Here is a 20,357-nt window from a genome sequence, read left to right as displayed (position 1 = left end):
AGGCTCAAGAGCCTTACCCGGTTGTTTACGCGATCAATCTTCCAACGACGGGCACAATCAGCAAGGTGCTCAACGCCATCGAGATCACATTACCGATATAGGGATGAACGTGTGTCGGCAGCCGCCCGGCAATGGCACAGGCCAGCGGCGGCGCGATCAACGCGCCAAGCAACGCACTCGATCCAATCACCATCCAACTCCCGCCATGGGTCAGCACCGCTGCCGGTACGACCGAGACCAGCGGCACGTAGGTGGGATACCAACCGCGCTTGATCCACTGACTGCGCCAGATCAGCACACCCAGAGCCGATGTCAGCGCCTGTGCACCGATCAGTTGCAGCACCAGTCCCGACCCATAGGCGGCACTCAACGGGTTCAAGGCATACGCCAGCAGGACTCCCGCCAGCAGGCCAAGGCTGGCCCACTCATTGCCGAAGAACGGCGCTTCGGAAAAATCGGCCAAGACCCTGCGCAAGCTCCAGCCCAGGCCATAGGTTGGCGGTTTGAGCGGCAATGGTTTGTCTGCGGCGATATAGTCCGAGTGCACCAGAATCGGCACGCGGCGACAGATGACAAAGGCAATCACGCTGCCCGCCGCCATGCCCAGCACGTTACCAATCACCACCGGCAAATCCAGCGGTACACAGACAAAATTGACGATCAGCAAGCACATCGGCGTGACCAGCAGCGCCCCCAACAACGCGCCATTGAGGGTGACTTTCCAACCGCCCCCAAACATCAGCACCATTGCTGCCGGCAGTGAAACAAACGCGGCGAAGGTGGGTTGCCAGGTCTCGGCGGTGACCGTCCAACCCCATAACAGGTTGCTCAGCAGCAGGCCCAGCAGGGAACTGGTCACCAACCACGGCCACAGCCCACTGCCGTAGCAAATCGCAAAGCCTTGCCAGCGCTTGCCGGTGCGGCTGGCCCACCAGGCCAGGTATGCACCGGCCAACAACCCGAGGGAGGCCAGCTCATGCTTGTAGAAGGCCACTTCGCTGACATCTCCCAGTACCCAGCGTAGCCAGGCGATGGGGTCGGGAAATGCTGCCACCATATCGCCGTAGCTAGGCCAGGAGCCTTGGTGCGTGAGGACCGTCCAGACAATCAGCGAGATGCTGATGAGCCCCAATGCGATGATCGCCTTATCGACCCGAGATCGCTCGTTCCCAGGTTTCATGAATAAATTTTCCATGACTCGCCCTCCCTTTAGCGCGGCAGGGCGGGGTGCTGGCAATACCCGAGCATCTGATCGTACAGATCATCGCGCCGGTCACGGTGCAGGTCGTTGAGACTGTTCCAGATCGGCGCACTGCGGGCGCTGGTCAGGTCGATATCGGCGAAGAGGATTTCCTGGCGGTTAGCCGACGCCACTTTGCCGATAGGCCAGCCATTGGTCCCGGCAATCAACGAACACCCCAGGTAGCGTGCATCACGCTCCTCACCGATCCGGCTGGCGGCGGCGATAAACACATTATTGACGTGGGCGGCGGTCATGGTCAGGTACGACGCCATGCATTTACCGGCCTCGTCGAACAGCGGCGGCGGTGTCCACACCCAGTTGTTGAGGCTACAAATAATATCGGCGCCTTGCTGGCTGAGGATGCGTGGTACTTCCGGGAACCAGATGTCCCAGCAGATCAACAGGCCAATGCGCCCGATAGGCGTTTCAAACACCGGAAAGCCCAGGTTGCCAGGGGTGAACCAGAGCTTCTCGAGGTTCCATAGGTGGGCCTTGCGGTACTTACCGATCAACCCATCCGGCCCCAGCAATACCGCAGTATTGAATAACTGCCGACCCTCGATCTCATTCAGGCCCGCCACCAGATACACCTGATGGGTGGCGGCAAACGCCATCCAGGCTTGCACACTGGCCCCGCCGGGAACGGGCTCGGCATGCTCGAATGCGTCCTGGCGGCTGCTGAAGAAGTAACCGCAGTTCGACAACTCGGGCAGTACGATCAGGTTAGCCCCACCATTGACCGCCTCGGCAGCCAAGGCCAGGCTGCGATGCAGATTGCTTTCGCGGTTATCCAGGCCGACCTGGGGGTCGAACTGCACGACAGCGACGCGGACAGGGCTTGTTGGTTGGCTCATTGGGGTGTGACCTCTTATTGTTGTGCAACCGGGGTGGTTGATTTTTTATAAGAGGGGAAAAGATGGCTGAGGTTAAGTCAGGCGCTTCTGGCTGAGGCGTAGTCTGGATCCTTAAGAGTGCACTTGCCAAAGGCGCTTGATTCTGGGAAAAAGCCAGCCAGTGTGAACCCAACGAGATCCCCCATGAGCAACGAAGAACTGCAAATCACCGACATCCGCCAAGGCGACGGTAAAGCCGTGGTCAAGGGGGCGCTGATCACCACTCAATACACCGGCACCCTGGAAGACGGTACGGTGTTTGATTCGTCCTGGGAGCGGGGCAAGCCGTTCCAGTGTGTGATTGGCACCGGGCGTGTGATCAAGGGGTGGGACCGGGGCTTGATGGGGATGAAGGTCGGCGGCGTGCGCAAGCTGTTTGTGCCGGCGCATCTGGCGTATGGCGAGCGGGCGATGGGCGCGCATATCCAGCCCCATAGCAATCTGCATTTCGAGATTGAGTTGCTGGAAGTGCTGACGCGCGATGATTGAAGGTTCGGGGTCGCTCAACTGTTCTTGATATGTTTGAAAAAACGTCGGCAGCTCCCACAACTATTTGTTCTACCGTTCGCCGATCTCTCCTTGAATGCCGGGTATCGCTGCTGATACTGTACAAAAATACAGTATCCGGTAGCCCGCCATGCAGTTGATCGAAAAACTCAGCATCCTCGCCGATGCGGCCAAGTACGACGCGTCCTGCGCCAGCAGCGGGGCGCCCAAGCGCACCTCCGAGGGCAAGGTCGGGCTGGGTTCGAGCGATGGCATGGGCATCTGCCACAGCTACACACCCGATGGGCGCTGTGTGTCGTTGCTCAAGGTGCTGCTGACCAATTTCTGCCTCTACGACTGCCAATACTGTGTCAACCGCCGCTCCAGTGACGTGCCCCGTGCGCGGTTCAACCCGGAGGAGGTGGTGAGCCTGACCCTGGACTTTTACCGGCGTAATTGCGTCAGCGGGCTGTTTCTCAGTTCGGGGATCATTCGTTCGGCGGACTACACCATGGAGCAACTGGTGCGGGTCGCCAAGTTGCTGCGTGAGGAGCATGACTTTCGCGGTTATATCCACCTCAAGACCATCCCCGAAGCGGATCCTGCATTGATTGCCGAGGCCGGGCGGTATGCCGATCGCTTGAGCGTGAACATTGAGTTGCCCACCGATAAAAGCCTGCAGATCCTCGCGCCGGAGAAGCAGATCGGTTCGATCAAGCAGGCGATGCAGACGATTTTCACCGGCGAGCAAACCGTGCTCAACGAGCCCCGGGCACCGCGGTTCGCCCCGGCCGGGCAAAGCACGCAGATGATTGTCGGCGCCGATGACACCGACGACAGCACCATCCTGCACGGTGCCGAGGCGCTGTATGGCAACTTCAAGTTGCGCCGGGTGTACTACTCGGCGTTCAGCCCGATTCCCAATAGCCCGAAAAGCGTGCCCCTGGCGGCGCCGCCGCTGATGCGCGAGCACCGTTTGTACCAGGCCGATTTCCTGCTGCGCAGTTATGGCTTTCGCGCCAACGAACTGTTCGCGGGGCCGGGGGATCTGGCGCTGGATATCGACCCGAAGCTGGCCTGGGCCCTGGAGCATCGCGAGGTGTTCCCGCTGGACCTGAACCGTGCCGAGGCGACGTTGATCGCGCGTATCCCGGGGATTGGCCTGCGTACCACCGAACGCCTGGTGGAGCTGCGCCGGCAACGCAAGATCCGTTTTGAAGACCTGGCGCGTATGCGCTGCGTGTTGACCAAGGCCAAGCCGTTCTTCATCACCAGCGACTACCACCCCCAGCAGGCGGAAAGCACCAGCGTGCTGCTGCGCGAGCAACTGCGCGACCGCCCGCAACCGCAACAGATGGGGTTATGGGGATGATCAGCCTGGAATGCGACAACCTGTTCAGTACCTGGCGCGAGCAGGCGCGCTGGCTGCTCAGCCATCAGATCGACCCCAGCCATGTCAGTTGGGGCGAAGTGGAAGTGGCGGACCTGTTTGCCACCGATGAACACTACCCCACGCACAATGGCCCGTTCCAGGCACGCATTCCCAAGGCGCTGCTGGAGCTGCTGGAAAGTGCCGCCTGTTACCACGGTGAGCAGCGCTGGAGCCTGTTGTATGAAGTGCTGTGGCGCGTCAGCCATGGTGACCGCACGGCGATGATGGCGGGGGATCAACTGGGCAGCGAGTTGCAACGGCGGATCAAGCAGGTAAGGCGTGAGGCCCACCATCTGCATGCGTTTGTGCGTTTTATCGCGCTGCCGGCGGCGGCGGGGCCGGAGTTGCCGGAGTACGTGGCCTGGCACGAACCGGCCCACGATATTTTGCACAGTGCCAGCCAGCATTTTGTCGGGCGCATGGGCCGTCATCGCTGGATGATCGCGACGCCCCTGGATGGGGTGTATTACGACGGTGAGCAGTTGATTCATCAACGCCAGTGCCCGGAGCAATGGCAGCAGTTGGCGCAGAATGTCGAAGATCCACACAGTGCCATGTGGCTGACCTATTACAGCCATATCTTCAACCCGGCGCGGTTGAATCCCAAGGTCATGGAGGGGCACCTGCCGAGCCGGTTCTGGAAGAATTTGCCGGAGGGTAAGTTGATACCGGGGTTGATCAGCGAGGCGCGGACGGGGAAGCAGCGGGATGGGCAGGCGAAGCTGATTGGTGAGCGCCCCGGCAAGCGGATTTCAGGCGGGCACGGTTAAAACATGTGGGAAACATATGGGAAGCATATAGCGGGCTGGCTTGTGTGGGAGCTGGCTTGCCTGCGATAGCATCACCTCGGTATAGCTGATAGACCGAGGCGTCTGCATCGCAGGCAAGCCAGCTCCCACACAGGCAAGCCCACACAAGTCCACCCCCCACATCTAATCTGCATCGTGTGAGGCGATGGGGTTCAGGCCAACTCAGTCGCGGTGTTTTTCACCACCGCCAGCTCCGGATGGGCCACTAGTTTGTCGATGTGCAGCTCATCATTGTTCAACCAGGTTTCCGTCAGCACGCGGTAGTGCTCCATGTCCCGGCAGCGCATGCGCAGGCTGTAGTCGAAGGGGCCGCTGATCAATTGGCACTCGAACACCTGTGGGCAGGCTTTGACGCAGGCTTCGAAGGCTTTTTGCGCCGAGCGCCCGCTCTGGTTCGACAAGGCCACCAGTACCAGCAAGGACAACCCCGGCGAGACCATTTGCACATCAATGATCGCGCCGTAGCCGCGAATCACCCCGCGCCGCTCCAGCTTGCGCACCCGCTCCAGGCAGGGCCTGGGCGTCAGGTGCACCAGCGAAGACAGCTTTTCGTAGGTGATACGCCCCTGATGGCGCAAGACATCAATGATGGCTTCATCAATGCGATCCAGCACTGGGGTGGAATGGGGTCCGTTGGCCTTGGTATCCATGGTCGATTCTGTGTTCACTTCAAGCGGTTGGAGAGAAATTGCTGCAAGCGTTCGCTGGTCGGGTGGTCGAGGATCTCGGCGCTGCCTTGTTCTTCTACGCGGCCCTGGTGCAGGAACAGCACCTGGCTGGAGACTTGCCGGGCAAAGCCCATTTCGTGGGTGACCATAAGCATGGTACGACCTTCCTCGGCCAACGTCTGTATGACTTTGAGGACTTCTCCTACAAGCTCCGGATCCAGCGCCGAGGTCGGTTCATCGAACAGGATAATCTCCGGCTCCATGGCCAGGGCCCGGGCGATGGCCACGCGCTGTTGCTGGCCACCGGAGAGAAACGCCGGGTATTGATCGGCGACCCGGCCCGGCAGGCCGACTTTATCCAGGTACATCCGCGCGCGTTTCTCCGCTTCGGCGGCACTGACGCCCAACACCCGGCGTGGCGCCATGCAGATGTTTTCCAGCACGGTCATGTGGCTCCACAGGTTGAAGTGCTGGAACACCATGGCCAGGCGCGTGCGCAGGTTCTGCAGTTGTGCCTGGTGCGGCGCCTGCACCCCGGCGCGACCCTGGCGCATTTCAATGCTGATGCCGTCCAGGGTGATTACCCCGGCGTCGGGCTGTTCGAGGAAATTGATGCAGCGCAGCATGGTGCTTTTGCCGGAGCCGCTGGCGCCGATCAGGCTGATCACATCGCCCTTGCTGGCGTTGAGCGAAACCCCCTTGAGCACTTCGTGGTCGCCGTAGCTTTTATGCAGGTCTTCGACCTTGAGTTTGACGTTGGCGCCGGCCGCCACCACGTTCGGGCGGGGCGCGGCAGTGTGTGTGGGATGAGCGGCCAGGGCCTGTGCGGACTGATTCATGGGTTAGCCTCGGGTCGGGACAAGAAAGCGCATCCAGCGTCGTTCGGCCAGTCGGAACAGGCCCACCAATGCGAAGGACAGCAGCATGTACAGCAGCGCAGCAATGCCGAAGGCCTGGAACGTGAGGAACGTTTCGGCATTGGCGTCACGGGCCACCTTGAGGATGTCGGCGATGGTTGCGGTAAATGCCAGGGACGTGGCGTGCAGCATCAGGATCATTTCGTTGCTGTAGGCCGGCAATGCGCGGCGCAGCGCGGCGGGGATCACCACGAACAGGTTCATCCGCCAGCCGTGCAGGCCGTAGGCCCGCGCGGCTTCAATTTCGCCATGGGGAATATTGCGAATGGCCCCGGCGAAGATTTCCACGGTGTAGGCGCAGGTGTTGAGCACAAAGGCCAGCAGCGTGCAGTTCAAGGCATTGCGGAAAAACTGATTGAGCAGGGCGTTGTCCTGCACCACTTCCAGGCTGTACAGGCCGGTGTAGCAAATCAGCAACTGGATATACAGCGGCGTGCCGCGAAACAGGTAGGTGTACACCTCCACCGGCCAGCGTAGCCAGAAGTGCTCGCTGACGCGGGCGATTGCCAGGGGGATGGACAGGAAAAACCCGAGGATCACCGACACGATAAACAGCCACAAGGTCATGGCCACCCCGGAAAAACCCGAGCCATCGGTCCACAGGTACGCCAGGCCATATTGCTGGATCAGTTCGATCATCGCGCCACCCCTTTGATGCCGACGTTGTAGCGCCGTTCCAGGCGTTTGAAGATGCGGTTGGAGAGGGTGGTGATCACCAGGTACACCAGGCCCGCAAGGATCAGGAAGTACAACGGGTCATTGGTGGTCTTGCCGGCGTTCTGCGCGGCCTTGACCAGGTCCGCCAGGCCGATGATCGACACCAGCGCCGTGGACTTGAGCAGTACCAGCCAGTTATTGCCCAGCCCCGGCAACGCAAACCGCATCAATTGCGGGAACATCACCAGCCGAAACCGCTGCCAGCGGCTCAAACCGTAGGCGGTCGCTGCTTCCAGTTGGCCCACCGGCACACTGAGCATCGCGCCGCGAAAGTTTTCGGTGAAATACGCACCGTAGATAAAACCCAGGGTGATCACACCGGCGGTGAAGGGATCAATTTCGAAGTAGTTCCAGCCAAGCATCTCGGTCAAGTCATTGAGCCACAGTTGCAGGCTGTAGAAGATCAGCAGGATCAGCACCAGGTCCGGCACGCTGCGGATCAAGGTGGTGTAGAGGGTGGCGGGGATGCGCAACAGTTTATGGCTGGACAGCTTGGCACCGGCGGCGATCAGGCCCAGGCTCAGGCTTAGGACCAGCGCGAGGAACGCCAGCTTGATGGTCATCCAGGCACCCTGGGCCAACAGCGGGCCGAAGCCTTGCAGGTTGAGGAGTTCATTCACGGGAAAGTCTCGATAGAACCGGTAGGAACCTGCCGCAAATGGCGGTGTTTATCGCACCGCCAGCGCTGGCAAGCCGGCTCCTACAGGGGATAGGGCGGGGGATTACTCGTGATAGATATCTTCGTCACCGAAGTACTTCTTCTGGATCAGCGCGTAAGTGCCATCGGCCTGGATGGCTGCGATGCCCTTGTTGATCAGCGCCAGCAGTTCCTGGTCGTTCTTGCGCAGGCCCATGGCAATGTCCAGCGGCAAGGTCGGGTCCTTGAAGGCCGGGCCGGATTGGTAGTCGGCGCCTTCAGGCTTGGACAGGAAGTTGAGCTGGGCTTCGAGCTTGTCGGTCAGCGTCGCGTCGAGGCGGCCGTTTTGCAGGTCGGCATAGTTCTGGTCCTGGGACTGGTATGCCTTGACCTGGGCACCGAGCTTGGCCAGGTGGGCGCGGGCATAGGCTTCCTGCAGCGAGCCCTGGAGCACGCCGACCTGTTTGCCCTTGAGGGATTCGGGGGTGTCGCCGAAACCTGCGCCCTTGCGGGTGATCACCGAGGTGGGGCTGAGGAACAGGCGATCGCTGAAGTCGATCTGTTTTTGCCGGGCCGGGGTCACGGCCATGGAGGACATGATGGCGTCGAACTTGCGCGCACGCAGCGCCGGGATCATGCCGTCGAACTCGTTGTGGACCCAGGTGCACTTGACTTCAAGCTTGGCGCAGATAGCGTTGCCCAGCTCAATGTCGAAACCTTGCAGGCTGCCGTCGGCGGCCACGGATTCAAAGGGTGGGTACTCGGGGAACACGCCGAAACGGATTTCTTTCCATTCCTGGGCCTGGACGGCGGTGGCGCACAAAGGCAGGAGCAGCGCGGCGACGAGTGATCGGAGCGGAGTCATGGTGTTTTCCCTATATTTTGTAATTGATGTCAGGGCAGTAGAAAGGGTGCGGCATGCATTCATTTGCTGACTCTTTGGTCGCGCTCAGAATGCTTCATGATGGTGCGTTTTTTGTGTCGTTTACCTAGTCCTTCGCATGCGGAATACGCTGTTAAAACGCGGATTGCAGCAGAATCGGCTGCGGCACCCTGTATATCGGCTTTTCAAACCGCGGTTTAGGGCCCGCCGCTTGCGCAAAGCGGCAGGCCAGAGCGGTTTCAGGCGCGCTTTTTATGCTGTGCGGTTGGTCGCTGGGCCAGGCGGGCGAACAGGTCCTTGGGGTCGGCCAGGTCCGGTACCAGCTCCAGCTCGCTGCCCACGTCCAGGGCCTTGGCCACATCCAGTACATAACGCAGGGCCGAATAGTCTTCGAGGGCAAAACCTACCGAGTCAAACAGGGTGACCTGGCGCGCATTTTCCCGGCCCGGCTTCTGGCCGTTGATCACTTGCCACAGCTCGATGACCGGCGAATCCTCAGGCATATGCTGGATTTCGCCTTCGATACGGCTTTGTGGTTCGTACTCGACGATCACCCGCGCGCGCTCGACGATGCGCCGGTCCAGTTCGGTCTTGCCGGGGCAGTCGCCGCCCACGGCATTGAGGTGCATGCCGGGCTCGATCATGTCGTCGGTAAGGATGGTGGCGTAGGCCTTGTCGGCGGTGACGGTGGTGACGATATCGGCGCCTTTCACCGCTTCGGCGACGCTACCCGCGAGGGTCAGCTTGATCGTCGGGAAGGCCTTGAGGTTGTTCGCCAGCTTGTGCATGGCCTGGGTATCTATATCGAACAGGCGGATCTCATTGATGCCCAGCAAGGTGTGGAACGCCAGGGCCTGAAACTCACTTTGCGAGCCATTGCCGATCAGCGCCATGCTGCGGCTGTTGTCCCGTGCCAGGTAGCGTGCAACCAGGGCCGAAGTGGCGGCAGTGCGGATCGCCGTGGTCAGGGTCATCTCGCTGAGCAGCACCGGTTTGCCGGTATCCACATCCCCCAGGGCGCCGAATGCCATGACCGTGAGCATGCCGCTCTGGGTATTTTTCGGGTGGCCGTTGACGTATTTGAAGGCATACAGCGAAGCATCCGAGACCGGCATCAGTTCGATCACGCCCTCGGGCGAGTGGTTGGCCAGGCGCGCGCATTTTTCGAATTCATTCCAGCGCAGGTAGTCGGCGCGGATGTACTCGGCCATCTCGGTGATGCAGGTTTGCAGGCCTTTTTGCGATACCAGGTAGCTGAGGTCGTTGACGTCGATATAACGGGTCATGGGAAAACTCCTTATTGGAATGAGGCGCGGGCCGGAAGATGCACTTCGGCCAACATGCAGCGGGCACTGCCGCCGCCGATGCGTTCGATGTTGTCGATATTCACCACGACTGGGTGGGTGTGGCGTTCCACATGCAGGCGCTGCGCCGGCTTGAGCGAGCGCCAGGCGCTGGCCGACATCACCAGCAGCGGCTGGCCGTCGCGGTCGTGGAGTTCCAGCATGTTGCCGGCGAAGGCTTCCAGTTGGTCGAAGTCCAGGGCCAGGATGTCTTTGCCGGTGTCGCGCAGGGAGCGTTCCAGGCCCTGGCGTTCGTGGGTCTCGGGCAGCGCGTCCAGGCACACCACCGACAGGTCGCGGCCGACGCTCATCATCACGTTGCTGTGGTAGATCGGTGCTTGATGGCGGTCGACGGCGTGGAAGGCGCAGACCTGATAGTCCAGGCGCTCGGCAAACTGGCGCAGGGCATCGTGATGGGTGCGCCCGGAGTGGCAGGCGTAGCTGATGCGGTGCTGGCGGTCGAGGACCATGCTGCCAGTGCCTTCGAGGAACATGTTCTGTTGTTCCAGGTGGCTGAAGTCGATGGTGTCTTTGATTGCGAAGCGCTGCTCCAGTACTTGCAGCACGCCTTTATCGCGCTCCAGGCGGCGGTTCTGGCCTTCCATCGGGTACAGCACCAGGCTGCCGTCGGCATGGCTGCTCCACCAGTTATTGGGGAAGATCGAATCCGGGGTATGGGGCGCGGGTGTGTCCTGCACCACCAACACTTCCACACCATGCTGGCGCAGGGTGTCGACATAACCGTCGAACTCTTCCAGCGCTTTGTGCTGTGCGGCCACCGGATCGACGGGCGCGCGCTGAAAGCGGTTGTTGATCGCGGTGTCCGGGTTAAAGGCAAAGTGCGCCGGGCGGATCATCAGGACGGTATTGGTGGTTTGCATGGGGGCACGAGTCCATGGGGTTGGGCATTGAGGCTATTTTGTGCGCTCTGGCCGCAGAATCCCGGCTGAAACAGGGGGGCGGCCCAGCCGGGAAAGCTGAAAAGAGGGGTGTGGCAGCCGAATCGGCTGTCAGGGGGCGCTCAAACCTGTAGGAGCCGACTTGTGTGGGAGCTGGCTTGCCTGCGATAGCATCACCGCGGTGTGGCGGACACACCGAGGTGCCTGCATCGCGGGCAAGCCCGGCTCCCACACAAGCCCACACATGTGTATTGTGGTGGCTGTCATTACGTCACCCGTCAGGAGGAGTCATGTCTACCGCCGTCCGCCTCGCCCAACCCACCGATGCCGAAGGCATCAGCCAGGTCATCCTGGCGGCCCTGCGCAGCAGCAACGCCCGTGACTACCCGGCGGATGTGATTGCGCGGGTGGCGAGCAACTTCACGCCGGAGGCGGTGCTGCAATTGCTCACGCGGCGTACCGTGCTGGTTGCACTCCAGGATCAAGAAATCGTCGCGACCGCCGCCTTGGACGTCAATGTGGTGCGTTCGGTGTTCGTCAACCCGGTGCTGCAAGGGCAGGGCATCGGCCGCCAACTGATGGTCGATATCGAACAGCGGGCCCGTGAGGCTGGGGTCACGGTATTGAGCGTACCGTCGTCCCTCACCGCCGAGCCGTTTTATACCAAGCTGGGGTTCCAGACCGTGCGGGATGTGTACCACGGCAACGAGCGCACCCTGGTGATGGAGAAAGTATTGTCGTCCCGCCACCCCATCGGCGTGTATCGCGACCGTTTGCATCGGGCCCAGGTCGCGGCGTTATGGCAGACGGTGTTTGGTTATGACACCCCGCATAACCGGCCGGAACTGGCGATTGATAGAAAGCTTGCGGTGGAGGACGGGCTGTTCTTTGTCGCCACCCACGGCAAGGCCGTGATCGGCACCTTGATGGCAGGTTACGACGGGCATCGGGGTTGGTTGTATTCGGTGGCCGTGCATCCGGACTATCGCCGGCAAGGCCTGGGCGCGTCGTTGGTGCGCCATGGGGAACAGGCGTTGATCGCCCTGGGCTGCCTGAAGATCAACCTGCAGATCAATCTGGGCAACGATACGGTGGTGGGTTTCTACGAAGCACTGGGGTATGGCGTGGAGCCGAGGATCAGCATGGGCAAGAAGATTGCGCAGAACCTGCCAAAATCCTGAAACCACCTGTAAGCAAATGTGGGAGCGGGCTTGCTCGCGAAAGCGGTGGGTCAGTCACTGATGACGTTGACTGATCCACCGCTTTCGCGAGCAAGCCCGCTCCCACATTTTGTTGCGCAGCGGGGCTTAGACCTTGACGATCCAGCCAGCCGGCGCTTCAACGTCGCCGGACTGCACACCGGTCAGCTCTTTGTAGAGCTTCTGGGTCACTGGGCCGACTTCTTTTTCGCTGTAGAACACGTGCAGCTTGTCTTTGTACTCGATCCCGCCGATAGGCGTGATCACTGCCGCCGTACCGCAGGCGCCGGCTTCCTTGAAGTCTGCCAGCTTGTCGATCAGCACGTCGCCTTCGACCACGTCCAGGCCCAGGCGGGTCTTGGCCAGTTCGATCAGCGACAGGCGGGTGATGCCTGGCAGCACCGACGGCGAGTTCGGGGTGACGAACTTGTTGTCGTGGGTGATCCCGAAGAAGTTGGCCGAACCGACTTCTTCGATTTTCGAGTGGGTGGCCGGGTCCAGGTAGATGCAGTCGGCAAAGTTGGCTTTTTTCGCCAGGGAGCCGGGCATCAGGCTGGCTGCGTAGTTGCCACCGACCTTGGCGGCGCCGGTGCCGTTCGGCGCGGCGCGGTCGTAGCCGGAGATCAGGAAGTTGTGCGGGGTCAGGCCGCCCTTGAAGTAGGCGCCGACCGGGATGCAGAAGATCGAGAAGATGAACTCGGGCGCGGTACGCACGCCGATGTTGTCACCGGTGCCGATCACGAACGGGCGCAGGTACAGCGCGCCGCCAGTGCCGTACGGCGGGATGAACCGCTCGTTGGCGCGGACCACTGCCTTGCATGCCTCGATGAAGGCTTCGGTCGGCACCTGCGGCATCAGCAGGCGGGCGCAGCTGCGTTGCATGCGGGCGGCGTTCTGGTCCGGGCGGAACAGGTTGATCGAACCGTCCTTGCAGCGATAGGCCTTCAGGCCCTCAAAGCACTGCTGGCCATAGTGCAGGGCGGTGGAGCCCTCGCTGATGTGCAGCACGTTGTCTTCGGTCAGGGTGCCTTCTTGCCAGGCGCCGTCTTTCCAGGTCTGGAGAAAACGCTTGTCGGTCTTGATGTAGTCAAAACCCAATTTGTCCCAATTGATGCTTTCGTTACCCATGACACCCTCTATCTCTTTTCAACCGCCTGGTCGAAGGCAGGCTTTTGGTTTATTTCTGGATGGGCGCAACAATACTTCATTCTTGGCCTGTGTGGGAGCGGGCTTGCTCACGAGAGCGGTGGGTCAGTTAACGCCTCTGACACTGACACATTGCTATCGCGGGCAAGCCCGCTCCCAGAGTTGGTCAGAGGTGCAGGGCATGCCCCAGCGCCCGCAGCGCCGCTTCCTGCACGGCTTCACCGAGGGTCGGGTGGGCATGAATGGTGCCTGCCACATCCTCCAGGCGCGCGCCCATTTCCAGGCTCAGGCCAAAGGCCGTGGACAGTTCGGACACGCCAACCCCCACGGCCTGCCAGCCAACAATCAGGTGATTGTCGCGGCGTGCCACCACCCGCACGAAGCCGGTCTTGGACTCCAGGGTCATGGCCCGGCCATTGGCCGCAAACGGGAAGCTCGAGACAATGCAGTCCAGGCCCGCAGCCTTGGCTTCGTCCGGGGTCTTGCCGACCACCACCAGTTCCGGGTCGGTAAAGCACACCGCCGGGATCGCCGCCGGGTTGAACTCGCGGGATTTACCGCTGATCAGCTCCGCGACCATTTCGCCCTGGGCCATGGCCCGGTGCGCCAGCATCGGTTCGCCGCTCAGGTCGCCAATGGCCCACACATTGCGCATGCTGGTCTGGCAACGACTGTCGATCTGGATTGCCGCGCCGTTCATCGTCAGGTTCAAGGCTTCCAGGTTCCAGCCCTGGGTGTTGGGTTTGCGACCGACGGCAACCAGCACCTGGTCGGTGTCGAGGGCCAGGGTCTCGCCATTCGGATCGCGCACTTGTAGGCTGCCACCTTCAAAACCCGTCACGCTGTGCTTGAGGTACAGCTTGACCCCCAACTGCTTGAGGGATTCGGCGACCGGCTGCGTCAGCTCGGCGTCGTAGGCCGGCAGGATGCGGTCCTGGGCTTCGACCACGCTGACTTCGGCCCCGAGTTTGCGATAGGCAATCCCCAGTTCCAGGCCGATATAACCGCCACCCACCACGATCAAGCGTTTTGGCACACTGCTCGGCGCCAAGGCTTCGGTGGACGAAATGATCGGCCCGCCAATCGGCAGCATTGGCAGGTTGACGCTTTTCGAACCGGTGGCCAGCAGCAGGTGCTCGCACTGGATGCGTTGGCCATCCACGTCCACGGTCTTGCCGTCGACGATCTTGGCCCAGCCGTGGATTACCTGCACTTTGTGCTTTTTCAGCAGCGCGGCAACCCCGGTGGTCAGGCGGTCGACAATGCCGTCCTTCCACTCGACGCTCTTGCGGATGTCCAGGGTCGGCACATCCACTTCGATGCCCAGGGCCGAACCCTGGCTGTGGTGCACGGTTTGCTGGAACTGCTCGGCAACGTGGATCAGGGCCTTGGACGGAATGCAGCCGATATTCAGGCAGGTACCGCCCAACGCCTGGCCTTCTACCAGAATGGTCGGGATGCCCAGTTGGCCGGCGCGAATCGCCGCCACATAGCCGCCCGGGCCGCCGCCGATAATCAGCAGCGTGGTATGCAAAGTCTGAGTCATGCCCTTACTCCAGGAACAGGCTGGCGGGTTGTTCGAGCAGGCCACGGATGGCCTGGATGAATTGCGCCGCGTCCATGCCATCGACCACCCGGTGATCGAAGGAGCTGGAGAGGTTCATCATCTTGCGGATCACGATCTGCCCCTTGATCACCATTGGTCGCTCGACGATGCGGTTGACGCCGACAATCGCCACTTCCGGCAGGTTCAGCACCGGGGTGCTGACAATCCCGCCCAACGCGCCGAGGCTGGTCAGGGTGATGGTCGAGCCCGACAGTTCGTCACGGCTGGCCTTGCCATTGCGCGCGGCGTTGGCCAGGCGGGTGATTTCTTCGGCGGTGCCCCACAGGCTGCGCGCCTCGGCGTGACGCACCACGGGCACCATCAGGCCGACATCGCTCTGGGTGGCGACGCCCACATGCACCGCGCCAAGGCGGGTGATGACTTGGGCTTCGTCGTCATAACGCGCGTTGATCTGCGGGAAATCGCGCAAGGCCACAACCATCGCGCGCACCAGGAATGGCAACAACGTCAGCTTGCCGCGGCTGGCGCCGTGTTTTTCATTGAGGTGTACGCGCAAGTCGTCGAGGGCCGTCACGTCGATCTCTTCGACGTAGCTGAAATGTGCGGCGCGGCGCGTGGCGTCCTGCATGCGCTGGGCGATCTTGCGGCGCATGCCGATCACCGGAATCTGCTCTTCGTCGTTACGCTCGGCATACGGGTTGGCGCCGGCCGAGGCGCGGGTGCTGCCCTGTTGCAGATAGGCGTCGAGGTCTTCATGCAGAATACGCCCGGCCGGGCCCGAGCCCTGGACCAGGCGCAGTTGGATCCCGGCGTCCAGCGCATGCTTGCGCACGGCGGGCGAGGCCAGCGGGCGCTCATTGGCGTCGCGGGCCACCGGGGCCTGGGCGGCCACCACCGGCTTGGCGGCCGGTTTGCTTTCAACCGCAGGAGCCTTGATTTCGGCTTTTGGGGCCGGCGCGGCTCCTTCAACCACCGCCGACAACGCCGACTCCCGGGTATTGCCCGCGCCTTCGACTTCAATGCTGATCAGGATACTGCCCACGGCCATGACTTCACCCGGCTCGCCGCCCAGTGATATCACCTTGCCATGGACCGGCGAGGGAATATCCACCATCGCCTTGTCGGTCATCACATCCGCCAGCACCTGGTCTTCCACGACCATATCGCCGACCTTGACGTGCCATACCGACAACTCAACCTCTGCGATGCCTTCGCCAATGTCCGGCATCTTGATAACGTGCGTGCCCATTCAGACCTCCATGACCCGTTGCAAAGCCGCGCCCACACGGGTCGGGCCAGGGAAATACGCCCACTCTTGCGCGTGGGGGTAGGGGGTGTCCCAGCCGGTCACACGCTCGATAGGCGCTTCCAGGTAGTGGAAGCAGTGTTCTTGCACCAACGACACCAGCTCGGCACCAAAACCGCAGGTCCGAGTGGCTTCATGCACCACCATGCAACGGCCGGTCTTTTTCACCGACTTGACGATGGTTTCCAGGTCCAGCGGCCACAGGCTGCGCAGGTCGATGACTTCGGCATCGATGCCGGTTTCTTCGGCGGCCACTTGCGATACGTACACGGTGGTGCCGTAAGTCAGCACCGTGACGGCCGAGCCTGGACGCACGATGGCAGCCACATCCAGCGGCACCGTGTAGTAGCCGTCCGGCACCTGGGCTTGCGGGTGTTTGGACCACGGCGTCACCGGGCGGTCGTGGTGGCCGTCGAACGGGCCGTTGTACAGGCGCTTGGGCTCGAGGAAGATCACCGGGTCATCGTTTTCGATGGAGGCGATCAGCAGGCCCTTGGCGTCATAGGGGTTGGACGGCATCACCGTGCGCAGGCCGCAGACCTGGGTGAACACCGCTTCGATACTCTGGCTGTGGGTCTGGCCGCCGTAGATGCCGCCGCCGCAGGGCATGCGCATGGTCAGCGGTGCAGTGAACTGGCCGGCCGAGCGATAACGCAGGCGCGCCGCTTCCGAGATGATCTGGTCGGTGGCCGGGTACACGTAGTCGGCGAACTGAATTTCAGCCACCGGGCGCAGGCCATAGGCACCCATGCCCACGGCCACGCCGATGATGCCGCTTTCGGAGATCGGCGCATCAAACACCCGCGAGGTGCCGTACTTGCTCTGCAAGCCTTCGGTGCAACGGAACACGCCGCCGAAGTAACCGACGTCCTGGCCGAATACCACCACATTGTCGTCGCGCTCAAGCATCACATCCATGGCCGAGCGCAGGGCCTGGATCATGGTCATGGTGGTCGTGGTCATGGCGGTTTCCAGCTCGATTTTATTGTTGTGATCGTTCATGTCAGATCCCCAACTCTTGACGCTGGCGCTTCAAGTGCTCCGGCATCTCTTTATAAACGTCTTCGAACATGCTCGCGGCGCTTGGAATCTGGCCACCGGCCAGGGTGCCGTACTGTTCGGCTTCTTTCTGCGCGCTGATCACTTCGGCCTCCAGCTGCGCACTGACCGTGGCGTGTTCCTCTTCGGACCACTGGCCAATCTTGATCAGGTGCTGCTTGAGGCGGGCAATCGGGTCGCCCAGCGGGAAGTGGCTCCAGTCGTCGGCAGGCCGGTACTTGGAGGGGTCATCGGAGGTGGAGTGCGGGCCGGCGCGGTAGGTGACCCATTCGATCAGGGTCGGGCCGAGGTTGCGGCGCGCGCGTTCGGCGGCCCAGGCAGAGGCGGCGTACACCGCGATAAAGTCGTTGCCGTCCACCCGCAGGGAGGCGATGCCACAACCCACGCCGCGTCCGGCGAAGGTGGTGGCTTCACCACCGGCGATGGCCTGGAAGGTGGAGATCGCCCACTGGTTGTTGACCACGTTGAGAATCACCGGCGCGCGGTACACGTGGGCGAAGGTCAGGGCGGTGTGGAAGTCCGATTCGGCGGTGGCACCATCGCCGATCCATGCCGAGGCAATCTTGGTATCGCCCTTGATCGCCGAGGCCATGCCCCAGCCCACGCCCTGTACGAACTGGGTGGCGAGGTTGCCGGAAATGGAGAAGAAACCGAAGTCTTTTACCGAGTACATGATCGGCAACTGGCGGCCCTTGAGCGGATCGCGCTCGTTGGACAGCAGTTGGCAGATCAGGTCTACCAGTGGCACTTCACGGGCCATCAGGATGCTTTGCTGGCGGTAGGTGGGGAAGCACATGTCGTCGATGTTCAAGGCCAGGGCCTGGGCGCTGCCGATGGCTTCTTCGCCAAGGCTTTGCATATAGAACGACATCTTTTTCTGACGCTGGGCGACCACCATGCGGTTGTCGAAGATCCGCGTCTTGAGCATGGCACGCATGCCGCGGCGCAAAATGTCTACCGGGACACCTTCGGCCCATGGGCCCAGGGCCTGGCCCTGGTCGTCGAGCACGCGGATCAGGCCCTTGGCCAGGTCGGCGGTGTCGGCGGCTTCTACGTCAATTGCGGGTTTGCGCACCGTACCCGCATCGGTCAGATGCAGGTAGGTAAAGTCGGTCTTGCAACCTGGACGGCCAGAAGGCTCGGGAACGTGCAGGCGCAGCGGTTCGTATTGCTGGGTCATGGCTTTCTACGCTCGATCTTGTGAATTTCTTGTAGTGGGCGCGCTTAGCTGACAGTCAGTCCCCGGGTAGGAGAAATCTTGTCCTACAACAATCATAGGCCGGGGCGTGGAGAATATTTATCTCTGTTTGGTTGCGCCTGAGATCATTTGAGGATAAAAAATCTGCATAAACATAATAAACAGGTGGTTTTGTCTCATGCGCAAGCTGGACCGTATTGATATCGGGATTCTCAACAGCCTTCAGGAGAATGCCCGCATCACCAACGCCGACCTCGCACGTTCGGTCAACCTGTCGCCCACGCCGTGTTTCAACCGGGTCAAGGCGATGGAAGAATTGGGCTTGATCCGTGACCAGGTCACGCTGCTGGACGCCGATTTGCTGGGGCTGCACGTCAATGTGTTTATCCACGTCAGCCTGGAAAAGCAGAACGAGGAAGCCCTGCAGCAATTCGAGGGGGCGATTTCCGACCGGCCGGAGGTGATGGAGTGCTACCTGATGGCCGGCGACCCGGACTACCTGATCCGGGTGCTGGTGCCGACCATCCAGTCGCTGGAACGCTTTATGATGGATTTTCTGACCAAGGTGCCGGGTGTGGCGAACATCCGCTCGAGCTTTGCACTCAAGCAGGTGCGCTACAAGACCGCGCTGCCGCTGCCGGCCAATGGTTTGAACCTAGGCAGCTGACTTATTCATAACGGTAGTCAAGTTGCTCAAGGTCCAGGGTCTGCCTGACGGTCCAGCGCTCTGGCCAGGGTGCCGGTTCGTTTGGCGGGTTGAACACCAGGCTTGAGTCCAGCACGCCGTTGGGGGCTTCAGCCCTGGGCTGGAACGGCTCGCTGATCGGATGCTGCTGGCGCCACTGCTCCCACAGAAAGTCCAGATGGCAATGGTGCAGGAAAAACAGCGGGTCATTGGAAGAGGAGGCGGTGGTCATATCGCCGCCGATCCAGGCATGAACCCTGTTGTGCAATCGGTCTTCACTGACATTTTCCCAACCGCCGGAGGCTTCAGCCACGGGGACTTGCCAGTACGGGGTGCGCGCCAACGTTGAAATCACTTCCAGGGGGCCTGGCAAGGGCTGCTCGGGATTTGCCCCCAGGTCGCGACGCAGACCCTGATCACCCGAATTGTCGTCCCACACCTTGAGTTCGAATGCGCCGTTGAACACGGAAAATGGGCCGGTGGTGACACGTTGGTTTTGCATGTTGTCGCCGTTGCCCCCCATGAAATCGGCGGTGAAGGGGTTGCTGCGACCCTCTAGCTGCCAATCCCAATAGGGCAGGGTGATAGACGGATCATTTGCGGCGGTTTTGAGCGCCAGTTCGAACTGCCGAATCAGGATCCGGTGCCAGGGATAGAACAGCGGGCTTTGGTGGGGGTTGGGGACCAGTGGGTTGGGCCCGCCCATAGAGTTGCGATGGACCTGCACGAAATCGTCATAGCGGCTCTGCAGGCCGGGGCGCAGGACACTTGGAACGTCGTTCTTGAGCCGCAGAATGGCGGTGACAAAGGCTCGTTTCTGCTCCCCGGTCAGGTCGCGGTGGTTACGTCGGATGTCCATGTTTCAGATGCTCCATAGAATGTGGGTTCCTGGAGTATCCGTGGGGGAGGCAGCAGAATGTGGTGTATAGATCTTCCTCTCGTAACGTCGGTAATACGCAATTGTTTCTATTCATACGAGGCGATGTGACTGATAGCGATCATCTGGAAGTGTCTGGTGAGCAAGCCATTATTATAAAAAACGCTTGTCCTTATGGGCAGTAAGGTATCTGCTAAGCTCATGTCTTATTCGGAAGAGCGAGTCATAGAGAATGAGAAACTAGTCCATCTGGCTATTTAAGGCTCTAAGGGTGCTCGCCCGTCTGTTATCGTCGCGGCGTATTCTTGGTCTACTTGACTTATATGAGTAGTTAGCTAAGTAGTGGTTTGCGTGATTTTTTGTTTGTCGGCTCCATAAAACAACGATAGGCCT

20 protein-coding genes are annotated in these 20,357 nt (G+C 61.1%); 5 read left to right on the top strand and 15 right to left on the bottom strand.

Features of this window, described 5'->3' with window-relative positions:
- Window positions 1–25: 25 nt before the first annotated feature.
- A complete protein-coding gene (locus HBR94_RS20285) occupies window positions 26–1,195 on the bottom strand; it encodes a hypothetical protein (protein WP_169990470.1) in 1,170 nt (389 codons plus the stop codon).
- A 14-nt stretch (window positions 1,196–1,209) separates the two neighbouring features.
- Entirely contained in the window at window positions 1,210–2,097 is an 888-nt protein-coding gene (locus HBR94_RS20280; RefSeq protein WP_057439430.1) for a nitrilase family protein, read from the bottom strand.
- Between the two features lie 183 nt (window positions 2,098–2,280).
- Here HBR94_RS20280 and HBR94_RS20275 point away from each other — a divergent pair, with 183 nt between their 5' ends.
- The 3 genes from HBR94_RS20275 to HBR94_RS20265 all read left to right on the top strand — a co-directional run bounded on the left by HBR94_RS20275 (window position 2,281) and on the right by HBR94_RS20265 (window position 4,824).
- Window positions 2,281–2,625: an FKBP-type peptidyl-prolyl cis-trans isomerase gene (locus HBR94_RS20275; RefSeq protein WP_057959126.1), complete on the top strand. Its 345-nt coding sequence runs from the start codon at window positions 2,281–2,283 to the stop codon at window positions 2,623–2,625.
- Window positions 2,626–2,773: 148 nt separating this feature from the next.
- Window positions 2,774–3,994, top strand: coding sequence for a putative DNA modification/repair radical SAM protein (locus HBR94_RS20270; RefSeq protein ID WP_057439427.1), 1,221 nt, complete (start codon window positions 2,774–2,776; stop codon window positions 3,992–3,994).
- The gene (locus HBR94_RS20265) at window positions 3,991–4,824 is read left to right on the top strand and encodes a TIGR03915 family putative DNA repair protein (RefSeq protein ID WP_057439426.1); all 834 of its coding nucleotides are present in this window, start codon (window positions 3,991–3,993) and stop codon (window positions 4,822–4,824) included. Before HBR94_RS20270 ends, HBR94_RS20265 begins: the two co-directional genes overlap by 4 nt.
- 191 nt (window positions 4,825–5,015) lie before the next feature.
- Here HBR94_RS20265 and HBR94_RS20260 read toward each other — a convergent pair whose 3' ends face one another.
- From HBR94_RS20260 to HBR94_RS20230, 7 genes are all read right to left on the bottom strand, one after another.
- Complete coding sequence (locus HBR94_RS20260; protein WP_057439425.1) at window positions 5,016–5,513, bottom strand: Lrp/AsnC family transcriptional regulator; 498 nt, start codon at window positions 5,511–5,513, stop codon at window positions 5,016–5,018.
- Window positions 5,514–5,527: 14 nt separating this feature from the next.
- Complete coding sequence (locus tag HBR94_RS20255; RefSeq protein WP_225923795.1) at window positions 5,528–6,370, bottom strand: ATP-binding cassette domain-containing protein; 843 nt, start codon at window positions 6,368–6,370, stop codon at window positions 5,528–5,530.
- 3 nt (window positions 6,371–6,373) lie between these two features.
- Window positions 6,374–7,087: an ABC transporter permease gene (locus HBR94_RS20250; RefSeq protein ID WP_057439424.1), complete on the bottom strand. Its 714-nt coding sequence runs from the start codon at window positions 7,085–7,087 to the stop codon at window positions 6,374–6,376.
- On the bottom strand, window positions 7,084–7,785 hold the full coding sequence (locus tag HBR94_RS20245; RefSeq protein ID WP_057960092.1) for an ABC transporter permease: 702 nt from the start codon (window positions 7,783–7,785) through the stop codon (window positions 7,084–7,086). The genes HBR94_RS20250 and HBR94_RS20245 overlap by 4 nt, the downstream gene beginning before the upstream one ends.
- Before the next feature lie 102 nt (window positions 7,786–7,887).
- Window positions 7,888–8,667: an ABC transporter substrate-binding protein gene (locus HBR94_RS20240; protein WP_057439422.1), complete on the bottom strand. Its 780-nt coding sequence runs from the start codon at window positions 8,665–8,667 to the stop codon at window positions 7,888–7,890.
- 257 nt (window positions 8,668–8,924) lie between these two features.
- The gene (locus HBR94_RS20235) at window positions 8,925–9,971 is read right to left on the bottom strand and encodes an ornithine cyclodeaminase (RefSeq protein WP_170045449.1); all 1,047 of its coding nucleotides are present in this window, start codon (window positions 9,969–9,971) and stop codon (window positions 8,925–8,927) included.
- Window positions 9,972–9,982: 11 nt separating this feature from the next.
- Window positions 9,983–10,909, bottom strand: a complete 927-nt coding sequence (locus HBR94_RS20230; protein ID WP_170045448.1) for an arginine deiminase-related protein — start codon at window positions 10,907–10,909, stop codon at window positions 9,983–9,985.
- A 308-nt stretch (window positions 10,910–11,217) separates the two neighbouring features.
- Here HBR94_RS20230 and HBR94_RS20225 point away from each other — a divergent pair, with 308 nt between their 5' ends.
- Entirely contained in the window at window positions 11,218–12,108 is an 891-nt protein-coding gene (locus HBR94_RS20225; RefSeq protein WP_170045447.1) for a GNAT family acetyltransferase, read from the top strand.
- Between the two features lie 126 nt (window positions 12,109–12,234).
- Here HBR94_RS20225 and HBR94_RS20220 read toward each other — a convergent pair whose 3' ends face one another.
- The 5 genes from HBR94_RS20220 to HBR94_RS20200 all read right to left on the bottom strand — a co-directional run bounded on the left by HBR94_RS20220 (window position 12,235) and on the right by HBR94_RS20200 (window position 18,384).
- Window positions 12,235–13,254 carry a branched-chain amino acid aminotransferase gene (locus HBR94_RS20220; protein WP_057439419.1) on the bottom strand — a complete coding sequence of 340 codons (1,020 nt, stop codon included), beginning with the start codon at window positions 13,252–13,254 and terminating at the stop codon, window positions 12,235–12,237.
- A 184-nt stretch (window positions 13,255–13,438) separates the two neighbouring features.
- Complete coding sequence (gene lpdA, locus HBR94_RS20215) at window positions 13,439–14,818, bottom strand: dihydrolipoyl dehydrogenase (RefSeq protein WP_170045446.1); 1,380 nt, start codon at window positions 14,816–14,818, stop codon at window positions 13,439–13,441.
- Window positions 14,819–14,822: 4 nt separating this feature from the next.
- Complete coding sequence (locus HBR94_RS20210; RefSeq protein WP_115128528.1) at window positions 14,823–16,088, bottom strand: dihydrolipoamide acetyltransferase family protein; 1,266 nt, start codon at window positions 16,086–16,088, stop codon at window positions 14,823–14,825.
- Window positions 16,089–17,147, bottom strand: a complete 1,059-nt coding sequence (locus HBR94_RS20205; RefSeq protein WP_170045445.1) for an alpha-ketoacid dehydrogenase subunit beta — start codon at window positions 17,145–17,147, stop codon at window positions 16,089–16,091. It lies immediately after the preceding gene.
- A gap of 1 nt (window position 17,148) precedes the next feature.
- The gene (locus tag HBR94_RS20200; RefSeq protein WP_120733532.1) at window positions 17,149–18,384 is read right to left on the bottom strand and encodes a 3-methyl-2-oxobutanoate dehydrogenase (2-methylpropanoyl-transferring) subunit alpha; all 1,236 of its coding nucleotides are present in this window, start codon (window positions 18,382–18,384) and stop codon (window positions 17,149–17,151) included.
- A 196-nt stretch (window positions 18,385–18,580) separates the two neighbouring features.
- On the opposite strand from HBR94_RS20200, the gene bkdR reads away from it, so the two are divergent.
- Window positions 18,581–19,069, top strand: a complete 489-nt coding sequence (bkdR, locus tag HBR94_RS20195; RefSeq protein WP_057439415.1) for a Bkd operon transcriptional regulator BkdR — start codon at window positions 18,581–18,583, stop codon at window positions 19,067–19,069.
- Between the two features lies 1 nt (window position 19,070).
- Here bkdR and HBR94_RS20190 read toward each other — a convergent pair whose 3' ends face one another.
- Entirely contained in the window at window positions 19,071–19,946 is an 876-nt protein-coding gene (locus HBR94_RS20190) for a tyrosinase family protein (protein ID WP_170045444.1), read from the bottom strand.
- Window positions 19,947–20,357: the final 411 nt, after the last annotated feature.

Source organism: Pseudomonas sp. WS 5412, from assembly GCF_012985615.1.
In the GTDB taxonomy this organism is placed as follows: domain Bacteria; phylum Pseudomonadota; class Gammaproteobacteria; order Pseudomonadales; family Pseudomonadaceae; genus Aquipseudomonas; species Aquipseudomonas shahriarae.
The sequence above is the reverse complement of the archived record's forward strand: the minus strand, read 5'-3'. Positions and strand labels throughout refer to the sequence as shown.